Source organism: Serratia sp. JSRIV004 (genome assembly GCF_019968705.1).
Lineage (GTDB): Bacteria > Pseudomonadota > Gammaproteobacteria > Enterobacterales > Enterobacteriaceae > Chania > Chania fonticola_B.
The window spans coordinates 3,659,617-3,671,635 of record NZ_CP074140.1 but is presented as its reverse complement, the minus strand read 5'-3'; the positions used below and the strand labels follow the sequence as shown (position 1 = coordinate 3,671,635).

The following is a 12,019-nucleotide window of genomic DNA, read 5'->3' as shown; positions in this document are numbered from 1 at the left end:
TATTTCCTTATTCAATAGCGGAGTTATCCGGGCGGAACGTCACCCGGACTTCGGTGCCGCCGCCGCTGCACGGCAAGATTTCGCACTGGCCATGCAGGCTTTTGGCGCGATCGCGCATGATGATTAGGCCGTAATGATCGGGCCGTTCACTGATATCTGGCAGACCACGGCCATTGTCGCTGACGCTCAGGGTGACTTCGCCCTGCAGGTTGGTCACCCGAATCGCGACCTGGCTGGCCTGCGCGTGTTGGTGAATGTTACTCAATGCCTCACGCGCGATCTGCAGCAGGTGGATCGCCTGATAGGCCGGTATGCTTCGTGGTCCTAACTGATAATCCAGTTCGATGGTGATCCCCAGCCGCTGGTTGAATTCTTGTACCGTAGACTGTAGTGCCGCCAGCAGGCCAGGCTCGGTCAAGCGCAGGCGGAAGGTGGTTAACAGCTCGCGTAACTGGCGATAGGCGGTACTGATCTCTTCACGCATCTGTTGCACCAGCGCCAGGCTGGCTGGAGGGAGTTCGCCCCCCTGCATTTGCAGGCAACTGGTCTGCATTTTCAAGCAGGTGAGGGACTGAGCGATGGAGTCGTGTAACTCGCGGGCAATCGCGGCACGCTCTTCCATCAACATCAACTGCTGCTGGTGGTCAACCTGGCGTTCTATCGCCAATACGCTGGTCAACTGCTCTATCAGGGTATTCATCAACTGACATTGCTCATCGCTTAGCCGTTGTTCTGGTGCATGTTGAGCGACGACGATGCCATAATTGCCCAGTTGGTCACTCAGGCTCCAGCTAAGAGAAGGATGGCCCTGACTATGCGGCTGATGTTCGCTCAAGCAGGCGCTACAGACCGGATTATGGCAATACTCCGGCCTCAATGGCTGGTTACCGCTTAATTGTAGAAACTGTTCCTGACTGTTGTTTTCATACAGCCGTACCTGGATGCTGTGTAGCGGCGTCAAGGTTTGCAACTGGTTGAGGATCGGCGTCAGGCGGCTACAGATCGGCTCGCTGGTGTGCAACTGCCGGCTGGTGCGATACAGAAAACCCAGCACCTGATTTTTCTGTTGCAGGTCGGCGGTTTTTTCTGCGACACGTTGCTCCAGCCTGGCATAGATGGTGGCAAGCTCGTCGGACATGGTGTTGAGCGCGGCGCCTAGGGAAGACATCTCGTCCTGATGCCCACGTTGGGCAAAGCGGTGGCTGAAATCACCGCGGCCAACCGCCAGCGCCAGTGCCACCAATTGACGCCAAGGGTGCAGCAAACGGCGGCGTAGATAACAGATGGTGCCGATCAGCAGCAATAGCGTCAGGGCGATAAATCCCCCCTGAACCAGCGTCACCATCAACAAGCGCCGTTCGGTTTGATGATCGATATCGGAAACCAGCTTGTCCAGCAGGCTGACAAAATGGGCCACTTGGGGGGCCGCATCGGCGGGGCGTTGTGCTTGGCGCAGCCGCGGTTGCAGCTGGTTTAGCCAATAGTCACGCAGCGTCAGCAACTGTGGGGTTAGCCCTTCGCGCTCCAACGCCAGCTGCAAATCGCGGCTGGTTTCATCCTGATCCAATCCCTGCATCAGGAGGTCACTGCGGGCATCCAGAGGGACCTGAGACAGCAGACGGTAGCTCTGCATCCGTAGGGAGCCCGCCTTGTTGATGGCATGAGCATTGCCCTGAATGCTTTGCGACATCCAGGCGGAAATACTCATTCCGGCGATACCCAGCACCCCCAGCAGTAGCATTAGCAGGGCAACCTGGTTAACGATGGAAAGCGGAGCCAGCAAGCGTTTCATCGAATACGCGTCCCCTAGAGAGCAGCAGAAACCAGAGAGTAGATACCCGAAAATCCGGCCGCCAAATTACGTCAATAGCAGCCATTTTTCCTCATCCCCCGGCGTAACCCCATACCCCTAACGAAGTACCCCTTAGTTTCCGGTGGTCTGACCCATAGCCAAACCATTAGCTCTACTGTGGTATAACCTGCTGAATACCAATAGATTAGCTGGACTGGATTGGCTACTCACTAAGGGATGTATGAGGTTTTTCCGCCATGAGTTACCTGCTTGCTCATTGATTTGCGTCAACTTTACCGCTTGAGGGGATCAACTAGGGTGTGCGCAGTTATCACCGTGTTTCTGAGGTTATTATGTCGCAATCTGCAACGCCTTTAGCAAAAAAAACGGGTGCGGTTATTCAGGACTGGCAACCTGAGAACAGCGAATTCTGGCAGCAGAGCGGGCACCGCATTGCCCGCCGCAACCTGTGGATCTCCATACCCTGCCTGTTGCTCGCCTTCTGCGTCTGGATGCTGTTCAGCGCCGTGGCGGTTAATCTGAACAAAGTGGGTTTTAACTTCACCACCGATCAGCTGTTTCTGTTGACCGCATTGCCTTCGGTTTCCGGCGCGATCCTGCGCGTGCCGTATTCCTTCGTGATCCCGATGTTTGGTGGCCGCCGTTGGACGGCCATCAGCACCTGTTTCCTGCTGGTACCTTGCCTGTGGTTGGGCTATGCGGTACAGGATCCGACCACCTCATTCAACGTATTTATCATTATCGCGCTGTTGTGTGGTTTTGCTGGGGCCAACTTTGCTTCCAGCATGGCGAACATCAGCTTCTTCTTCCCGAAGGCGAAGCAGGGGGGCGCGTTGGGGCTGAACGGCGGTCTGGGAAATCTGGGGGTCAGCGTAATGCAACTGGTGGCTCCGTTAGCCATCTCGCTCGCCATGTTCGGCTTCCTGGGCGGCACTGGGCAGACACAGCCAGACGGCAGCCAGCTGTGGTTGGAAAACGCCGCCTGGATTTGGGTGCCTTTCCTGCTGGTGGCAACGCTGGCGGCCTGGTTCGGTATGAACGATTTGGCCGCCTCAAAGGCTTCTTTGCGCCAACAGCTGCCGGTACTGAAACGGGGGCATCTGTGGGTTTTGAGCCTGTTGTATCTGGCAACCTTTGGTTCCTTTATTGGTTTCTCTGCCGGTTTTGCCATGCTGGCGAAAACCCAGTTTCCTGACGTGGTGATCCTGCATTATGCCTTCTTCGGGCCGTTCCTTGGGGCGCTGGCTCGTCCCGTGGGCGGGGCGCTTTCCGATCGCTTTGGCGGTATTCGTGTGACGTTGCTGAACTTTATAGTCATGGCTATTTTCGCCGCCTTGCTGTTCCTGACCTTGCCGGGTAGCGATCATCAGGGCTCGTTTATGGCCTTCTATGGCGTGTTTATGGTGCTGTTCCTCACCGCCGGGTTGGGCAGCGGCTCGACCTTCCAGATGATCGCCGTGATATTTCGTAAAATCACCGTGGACAGAGTGAAAGCCGAAGGAGGAAGCGATGAGTTGGCACAGCGCGAGGCGGTAACCGATTCGGCTGCGGCGTTGGGCTTTATCTCGGCGATTGGTGCAGCAGGGGGGTTCTTTATTCCCAAGGCGTTTGGGACTTCGCTGGCGTTGACTGGCTCACCGGCTGGGGCGATGAAGATTTTCCTGGTGTTTTATATTCTGTGTGTCGTGGTGACCTGGGGGGTTTACGGCCGTAAAAAGGTTTCACGCTAGTTGAGTCAAGCGAAGGCAATATGCGGCGACCCTACTGTCGAACATGTGCGACGCCTACCCATTGTGCACCATTGCCTGTCAGTAATCAGACACTCCTCGCTTGCCGGGGAGTGTCTACCCTCTCAATTCCCACCCGTTGTTTCAGTGATTGCCAATCGGTGAAGTCACCGCTATTTTGCCGAAACTCCGCTGTGTAATATTACCGACTTTTGGCGGTTTTATTGGTCTATATTAACATCGCTTTTTTGTTGAGTGAGGATAAGAGCAACCCATGTTTATCTATTGATAAAATCTTAATGCCCACTGTTTCATCAGAAAATAAAGCCCATAATCCTTGGTGCGGAGTGGTTTATGTCTGAATTGGCCATGGACCAGGAGGGGATGGTTTTTTCTCAGTGAGCTGCATGATTTCACTAAGTTATGAAAAACAGGTGAAATATAAAGTCAGTCTGTTTCACCGAGTTTATATTTAAATTGTTGAACATTTTTTCATATGTCTATACAAATGGGGACGCTGTGAACTCATAAGGAAAATGAAAAGTGGCTGCTGAACAGGAAATAAAAATCATAAATTTTGATGTTTTGCTCCCCTCCAGGCAGCGTTCACGCCTACGTTGGAAAGAGCTGCAGATCCTTTCCCTGCTGGTTAACCGGTCGCCTGAGTTGGTGAGCCGCTCAGAAATCATTGAGACTATCTGGAAAGGCACCTATTGCTCAGACTCGACAATCAATCAGACGATTAAGTCCATTCGCCAGAAAATTGGCGACACGGAGCATGCTCTCATCCGGACCATTCCTCGTCTTGGTTATAAGGTGGACGATAAAGCAATTTTTAACTTTATATCATCAGGAGAATCTGCCGTCGCCACGGAGATTATTCCTGGCAATAATAATGCTGAAACTATTAATAGTGATTTATCTGCGGGCAAATTAAATCATATGGTCGATGAAATTATTGAAAATGCAACGGTGCCGGAAGATTATTCCTGCATGCATCCGATATTAAGCGAAATGGCTTTGGATGATCCCAGGCAAAACACGCTAATACCAGGGGGCCGGGTATTGACGTATCTGGCGGCGTTTATTGCGCTGTTGACAGTTTCACTTTTATCCTATGCATTGGGCAGTCGGACCAGGCCTGCAATACAGCATGAGCAGCTAAACAGCCCTCGAATGTTTCTCTCTTTTTCATTAGACACCTCTGCTGGTGTTAATCCCCAGGCGCTGAACTGCGTGTATCTGGCGGGGAATGAAAAGGAAATGCGGGTTGAATGTCGGACTCGCTAGCAGGGAGTCCCTGGAAGCCGTTTCAGACAAGATTATCCGGTCATTCTGTCATTAATCTTGCTCACATTTCCGTTTTTACCGCCTCTACCCCCAAATTTCCGCTTCAGGGGGTTCGCCAGGCGTGTCTCTTTACTAGTCTATAATTCTTGTTTTATTACAATGTGATAGCGTTAATTCTAACGATCATCCTTTAGTGGTATTTCCAACGTCCCCCACGTTTTTCCTCACTGATTCCCTTGATCGCAATCAAGTTACGCCCGGCAGAGCATCAGTAGCCTTGGCCGCAGATTGAGCAATGTCACTTGGCAACTTCTTACAACAATATGCCCGTCGTCTTTCAAGCTGCGGCTTGAAACTCGTAGGGTGATGAGCCTTCAGGAGAACTCCGGATGAGCAAATTTCTAGACCGGTTCCGCTACTTCAAACAGCTGGCCGAACCTTTCTCTGGCGGTCATGGCCAAACGCTGAACACCAACCGCGATTGGGAAGACGGTTACCGCAGCCGTTGGCAGCACGACAAAGTGGTGCGATCCACCCATGGTGTTAACTGCACCGGCTCCTGTAGCTGGAAAATCTATGTGAAAAACGGCCTGGTTACCTGGGAAACCCAGCAGACCGATTATCCACGCACCCGTCCTGATTTGCCCAACCATGAGCCCCGTGGCTGCCCACGTGGTGCCAGCTATTCCTGGTATCTCTACAGCGCCAACCGCCTGAAATATCCGCTGATGCGCAAACGCCTAATCAAGCTATGGCGCGAGGCTAAAGCCTTGCACAGCGATCCGGTTGATGCCTGGGGTTCGATCGTTTCCGACCCGGAAAAAGCCAAAAGCTACAAAGTGGCCCGTGGCCGCGGTGGTTTTGTTCGTTCCAGTTGGCAGGAGGTCAATGAACTGATCGCCGCCTCCAACGTCTATACCGCCAAGACCTTTGGCCCGGACCGCATTATCGGCTTCTCGCCGATCCCGGCGATGTCGATGGTGTCTTACGCAGCCGGTGCCCGTTATCTATCGCTGATTGGCGGCACCTGCTTGAGCTTCTACGATTGGTACTGCGATTTGCCACCGGCCTCGCCGATGACCTGGGGCGAACAGACCGACGTGCCTGAATCCGCCGACTGGTACAACTCCTCGTATATCATTGCCTGGGGCTCCAACGTGCCGCAAACGCGCACCCCGGATGCCCACTTCTTCACCGAGGTTCGCTACAAGGGCACCAAAACCGTCGCGGTGACGCCAGACTACGCGGAAGTAGCCAAGCTATGCGACCAGTGGCTGAACCCGAAACAGGGTACCGATAGCGCCATGGCGCTGGCGATGGGCCACGTGATGCTTAAAGAGTTCCATCTGGATCGTGAAGTTGGCTATTTCCGCGACTATGTACGCCGCTACACCGATATGCCGATGCTGGTGATGTTGGAACCGCGCACCGAGGGCTATTACGCCGCTGGCCGCCTTCTGCGCGCCGCCGATCTGGTGGATGGCCTTGGGCAGGAAAACAACCCCGAGTGGAAAACCGTCGCGCTGGATCAGACAAGCGGTGAACTGGTGGCGCCGCAGGGCTCCATCGGCTTCCGTTGGGGTGAGAAGGGCAAATGGAACCTGGAACAGCGTGAAGGTAAAGCCCAGCAGGATGTGGTGCTGCAACTCAGCCTGCTAGGCAGCCATGATGAGGTGGTTGACGTTGGCTTCCCATACTTCGGCGGTGCCGAGAGTGAGCATTTCAACAGCGTGGCGCTGGACGACATCCTGCTACACAAGCTGCCGGTAAAACGCCTGCAACTGGCGGACGGCAGCCAGGCGCTGGTGACCAGCGTCTACGACCTGACGCTGGCTAACTACGGCCTGGATCGTGGTCTGAATGATGCCAACTGCGCCAACGGTTATGACGAAGTCAAAGCCTATACGCCAGCCTGGGCAGAACAAATCACCGGCGTATCACGCCACAACATCATCCGCATTGCGCGCGAGTTTGCCGAGAACGCCGAGAAAACCCACGGCCGTTCGATGATTATCGTTGGGGCCGGTGTCAACCACTGGTATCACATGGACATGACCTATCGCGGGTTGATCAACATGCTGATCTTCTGCGGTTGCGTTGGCCAAAGCGGCGGCGGCTGGGCGCACTATGTCGGCCAGGAAAAGCTGCGCCCACAAACCGGTTGGACGCCGCTGGCCTTTGGTCTGGATTGGCAACGGCCTGCGCGCCATATGAACAGCACCTCGTTCTTCTACAACCACTCCAGCCAATGGCGCTATGAGACGGTTGGCACCGAAGAGCTGTTGTCACCGATGGCGGACAAGAGCCAGTTTGCTGGCAGCCTGATCGACCTGAACGTGCGTGCCGAGCGCATGGGGTGGTTGCCATCGGCACCGCAACTGGACACTAACCCGCTGTATCTGGCCGCTCAGGCCAAAGCTGCCGGTCAGACGCCGCTTGACTTCACCGTGGAGAGCCTGAAACAGGGCAACGTCCGCTTTGCTGCCGAACAGCCGGACAACCCGCAGAACTTCCCGCGTAACCTGTTCGTCTGGCGCTCCAACCTGCTGGGCTCCTCCGGCAAGGGGCATGAATACATGCTCAAATACCTGCTGGGGACCGAGAATGGCATCCAGGGCCAGGATCTGGGCCAACAGGGCGGCGTAAAACCGCAGGAAGTCGAGTGGTTGGATAACGGCGGCGAAGGCAAGTTGGATCTGGTCGTGACGCTTGATTTCCGCATGTCCAGCACCTGCCTGTATTCCGACATCGTGTTGCCCACCGCTACCTGGTACGAGAAAGACGATATGAATACCTCGGATATGCATCCGTTTATTCATCCGCTGTCTGCGGCTGTCGATCCTGCCTGGGATTCCAAGAGCGACTGGGAGATCTACAAGGGTATCGCCAAAGCCTTCTCCGAGGTGTGCGTTGGTCACCTGGGCCAGGAGACCGACATCGTCACGCTGCCGATCCAGCATGACTCCGCCGCCGAACTGGCACAGCCCTACGGCGTGAAAGACTGGAAGAAAGGCGAGTGCGAGCTGATCCCGGGCAAAACCGCGCCACACATCATGGTGGTAGAACGCGATTATCCCGCGACCTACGAGCGCTTTACCTCACTTGGTCCGCTGCTGGACAAGCTTGGCAATGGCGGTAAGGGCATCAGTTGGAACACCCAGACCGAAGTCGACTTCCTGAAAAAGCTCAACTACGTGAAGACCGAAGGCCCGGCAGTTGGGCGGCCTAAGATCGAAAGCGCTATCGATGCGGCGGAGGTGATCCTCTCGTTGGCACCGGAAACCAATGGGCAGGTGGCGGTGAAAGCCTGGCAGGCACTGAGCAACATTACCGGGCGCGATCACACCCATCTGGCGCTGAACAAGGAAGACGAAAAAATCCGCTTCCGCGATATTCAGGCCCAGCCGCGCAAGATCATCTCCAGCCCAACCTGGTCTGGCCTGGAAGACGAACACGTTTCTTACAACGCCTGCTACACCAACGTGCATGAGCTGATCCCATGGCGCACCCTGAGTGGCCGCCAACAGCTGTATCAGGATCACGAGTGGATGCGTGCCTTCGGGGAAAGCCTGCTGGTTTATCGTCCGCCGATCGACACTCGTGCCGCGCAGCCGTTGCTGAATAAAAAGCCGAACGGCAACAAAGAGAAGGCGCTGAACTTCCTGACGCCGCACCAGAAGTGGGGCATTCACTCCACCTACAGTGACAACCTGTTGATGCTGACCCTGTCACGCGGCGGGCCAATCGTCTGGCTGAGTGAGGACGATGCCAAAGATTTGGGCATTGAAGATAACGACTGGATCGAGGCCTTCAACGCCAACGGCGCGCTCACCGCTCGTGCGGTGGTCAGCCAGCGTATTCCGTCGGGGATGACCATGATGTATCACGCGCAGGAACGTATCGTGAACATTCCAGGCTCGGAAATTACCAGTCAGCGCGGCGGGATCCACAACTCGGTGACCCGCGTGTGCCCGAAACCGACCCATATGATCGGCGGCTATGCGCAGTTGGCCTACGGTTTTAACTACTACGGCACCGTTGGCTCGAATCGCGATGAGTTTGTGGTGGTGCGCAAAATGGACCATATCGACTGGTTAGACGGCGAAGGTAACGACTACGCGCAGGGCAGCCAGCAGGAGAAAGCCAAATGAAAATTCGTTCGCAAGTTGGCATGGTGCTCAACCTGGACAAGTGCATCGGTTGCCATACCTGTTCGGTAACCTGTAAGAACGTCTGGACCAGCCGCGAAGGCATGGAATATGCCTGGTTCAACAACGTGGAAAGCAAGCCGGGCATCGGCTATCCCAACGCCTGGGAAGATCAGGATAAGTGGAAGGGCGGCTGGATACGCAAAATCAACGGCAAGCTGGAGCCGCGCATGGGTAACCGCGTTGGCCTGCTGTCGAAGATCTTTGCCAACCCGGATGTTCCCGCGCTGGACGATTATTACGAGCCGTTCGATTACGACTACCAGAATCTGCACACTGCCCCGCAGGGCAAGCATCAGCCGATCGCCCGTCCGCGCTCGCTGATCACTGGTCAACGGATGAACAAGATCGAAAGTGGCCCAAACTGGGAAGAGATCCTCGGCGGAGAGTTCGACAAACGTGCCAAGGACAAAAACTTCGACAACATGCAGAAGGCGATGTACGGCCAGTTCGAAAACACCTTCATGATGTATCTGCCACGGCTGTGCGAGCACTGCCTGAACCCGGCCTGTGTGGCGACTTGTCCGAGCGGTGCGATCTATAAACGCGGCGAAGATGGCATTGTGCTGATCGATCAGGATAAATGCCGCGGCTGGCGGATGTGCCTGACCGGCTGTCCGTACAAGAAAATCTACTTCAACTGGAAAAGCGGCAAATCCGAGAAGTGCATCTTCTGCTACCCAAGGATTGAGGCTGGCCAGCCGACCGTCTGTTCGGAAACCTGCGTGGGGCGTATCCGCTATCTCGGCGTGCTGCTGTACGATGCCGACCGCATTGAACAAGCGGCCGCTACAGAGAACGATAAAGACCTGTATCAGAGCCAAATGGATATCTTCCTCGATCCGCACGACCCGGCGGTGATTGATCAAGCGCTGAAAGACGGTATCCCGCAAGGGGTGATTGAGGCTGCGCAGCAGTCACCGGTTTACAAGATGGCGATGGACTGGAAGCTGGCGTTGCCGCTGCACCCGGAATATCGCACCTTGCCGATGGTGTGGTACGTGCCGCCGTTGTCTCCGATCCAGTCGGCTGCCGATGCCGGTGAGTTGGCCCATAGCGGCGTGTTGCCTGATGTCGAAAGCCTGCGCATCCCGGTGCAATACCTGGCGAATCTGTTGACCGCCGGGGATACCGCTCCGGTGCTGTTGGCGCTGAAACGGATGTTGGCGATGCGCCACTACAAGCGGGCAGAAACCGTGGACGGCGTGGTGGATACCAGCGCGCTGGAGCAGGTTGGGCTGACAGAGGCGCAGGCGCAAGAGATGTATCGCTATCTGGCGATCGCTAACTACGAAGACCGTTTCGTCGTGCCTTCCAGCCATCGTGAACTGGCTCGCGAAGCCTTCCCGGAAAGCAAAGGCTGTGGCTTCAGCTTTGGCGACGGTTGCCACGGCAGCGACAGCAAGTTCAACCTGTTTAACAGCCGCCGCATCGATGCCATCGACGTGACGCAGAAATCCCCGCGCAAGGAGGATGCTTCATGATCGCTCTGCGAATTATTGCCCGCCTGCTGGATTATCCTGAGCAGGAACTGTTTGACCATCAGCAAGAGCTGGTGGAAGCCCTGGAACCGGCCTGTGAACTGGACTTGCATCACAGCGCCCAGTTGATTCTGTTTATCCGCCGCTTCTGTGCCCGTCCGTTGCTGGACGTGCAGGCGGAGTATTGCGAGCTGTTCGATCGTGGCCGTGCGACTTCACTGTTGTTGTTTGAGCATGTTCACGGTGAATCCCGCGATCGCGGCCAGGCTATGGTCGATCTGATGGCGCAATACCGCGAAGCCGGGCTGGAGATCGATAGCCGCGAACTGCCGGACTTCCTGCCGCTGTATCTGGAGTATCTGGCTAGCCGCAACAAAGAGGAAGCTCAGGGCGGATTGCAGGATATCGCCCCCATTCTGGCCCTGCTGGGTGCTCGCTTGCAGCAGCGTCAAAGCCCGTATGCGGTGCTGTTCGATCTGCTGCTGGTGTTGTCTGCTAGTGGCGTTGCAGCCCAAAGTCTGCAGCCGCAAGTTGCCGGTGAAACACGTGACGACACGCCACAGGCACTGGATGCCGTCTGGGAAGAAGAACAGATCAAGTTTTTGGGTGAGCAGGGTTGTGCTTCGGCGCAGCAAGCCACTCACCAGCGGCGCTTTGCTGGGGCGGTGGCGCCACAGTATCTGGATGTGGGCTCGATGACCACGGCAACCAAAGGACGCTAATCATGCACTTTATGACGCTTTTCTTCTTCGATATCTATCCGTATATCGCCGGGGCGATCTTCCTGATCGGCAGTTGGCTGCGTTACGACTACGGGCAATACACCTGGCGTGCTGGCTCCAGCCAGATGCTGGATAAAAAGGGCATGCGGCTGGCCTCCAATCTGTTCCATATTGGCATTCTGGGCATTTTTGCCGGGCATTTCCTCGGCATGCTGACGCCGCACTGGATGTATGAGTCTTTCCTGCCGATGGCCGTGAAGCAGAAAATGGCGATGTTTGCCGGTGGGGCCTGTGGCGTGATGATGTTGGTGGGCGGTGTGCTGTTATTAAAGCGCCGTCTGACCAACCCACGTATCCGCGCCACCAGTAGCGTAGGGGATATCCTGATCCTGACGTTGCTGGTCGTACAGGTGTGCCTGGGGCTGTTGACCATTCCGTTCTCTGCTCAACACATGGACGGCAGCGAGATGCTGAAGTTGGTCGCTTGGGCGCAAGCGGTGGTGACCTTCCATGGCGGTGCAGCTCAACACCTGGAAGGGGTTGCACTGATATTCAAGATTCATATCGTGCTCGGCATGACTCTGTTCCTGATATTCCCGTTCTGCCGCCTGGTGCATATCTGGAGCGTGCCGGTGGAATATCTGACTCGCCGCTACCAGTTGGTGCGTAACCGCCGTTAATTCCCCGCGTTACCCAGCGGCAAGGTCTTTGGACGTTGCCGCTGTTCGGTTTTCCCCGCATCAATACCCTTTTACCGTTGATTCAGTCATTGATTTTG

The 12,019-nt window shown here is 55.6% G+C and carries 7 protein-coding genes; 6 read left to right on the top strand and 1 reads right to left on the bottom strand.

The features are described 5' to 3' along the window. Positions 1-7 precede the first annotated feature (7 nt). Positions 8-1,792, bottom strand: a complete 1,785-nt coding sequence (gene narX, locus KGP21_RS17660; protein ID WP_223535907.1) for a nitrate/nitrite two-component system sensor histidine kinase NarX — start codon at positions 1,790-1,792, stop codon at positions 8-10. A gap of 353 nt (positions 1,793-2,145) precedes the next feature. On the opposite strand from narX, the gene KGP21_RS17655 reads away from it, so the two are divergent. The 6 genes from KGP21_RS17655 (at position 2,146) to narI (ending at position 11,921) form a co-directional block, all read left to right on the top strand. Further along, positions 2,146-3,543 (top strand): NarK family nitrate/nitrite MFS transporter, encoded by a 1,398-nt coding sequence (locus KGP21_RS17655; protein ID WP_094983211.1) that lies wholly within the window; start codon positions 2,146-2,148, stop codon positions 3,541-3,543. Positions 3,544-4,083: 540 nt separating this feature from the next. After that, positions 4,084-4,830, top strand: coding sequence for a winged helix-turn-helix domain-containing protein (locus KGP21_RS17650; RefSeq protein ID WP_059201093.1), 747 nt, complete (start codon positions 4,084-4,086; stop codon positions 4,828-4,830). A gap of 389 nt (positions 4,831-5,219) precedes the next feature. Then, positions 5,220-8,981: a nitrate reductase subunit alpha gene (locus KGP21_RS17645; protein ID WP_166732792.1), complete on the top strand. Its 3,762-nt coding sequence runs from the start codon at positions 5,220-5,222 to the stop codon at positions 8,979-8,981. Continuing rightward, entirely contained in the window at positions 8,978-10,522 is a 1,545-nt protein-coding gene (gene narH / locus KGP21_RS17640; protein WP_223535905.1) for a nitrate reductase subunit beta, read from the top strand. The genes KGP21_RS17645 and narH overlap by 4 nt, the downstream gene beginning before the upstream one ends. Then, a complete protein-coding gene (gene narJ, locus KGP21_RS17635) occupies positions 10,519-11,241 on the top strand; it encodes a nitrate reductase molybdenum cofactor assembly chaperone (RefSeq protein WP_094983214.1) in 723 nt (240 codons plus the stop codon). Before narH ends, narJ begins: the two co-directional genes overlap by 4 nt. Positions 11,242-11,243: 2 nt before the next feature. Next, entirely contained in the window at positions 11,244-11,921 is a 678-nt protein-coding gene (gene narI, locus KGP21_RS17630) for a respiratory nitrate reductase subunit gamma (RefSeq protein WP_094983215.1), read from the top strand. Positions 11,922-12,019 lie beyond the last annotated feature (98 nt).

Excerpts from the sequence above, each read along its gene's own strand:
- narX (WP_223535907.1), bottom strand. The coding sequence starts at position 1,792 with ATGAAACGCTTGCTGGCTCCGCTTTCCATCGTTAACCAGGTTGCCCTG.
- narH (WP_223535905.1), top strand. The coding sequence starts at position 8,978 with ATGAAAATTCGTTCGCAAGTTGGCATGGTGCTCAACCTGGACAAGTGC.
- KGP21_RS17655 (WP_094983211.1), top strand. The coding sequence starts at position 2,146 with ATGTCGCAATCTGCAACGCCTTTAGCAAAAAAAACGGGTGCGGTTATT.
- KGP21_RS17645 (WP_166732792.1), top strand. The coding sequence starts at position 5,220 with ATGAGCAAATTTCTAGACCGGTTCCGCTACTTCAAACAGCTGGCCGAA.
- narI (WP_094983215.1), top strand. The coding sequence starts at position 11,244 with ATGCACTTTATGACGCTTTTCTTCTTCGATATCTATCCGTATATCGCC.
- narJ (WP_094983214.1), top strand. The coding sequence starts at position 10,519 with ATGATCGCTCTGCGAATTATTGCCCGCCTGCTGGATTATCCTGAGCAG.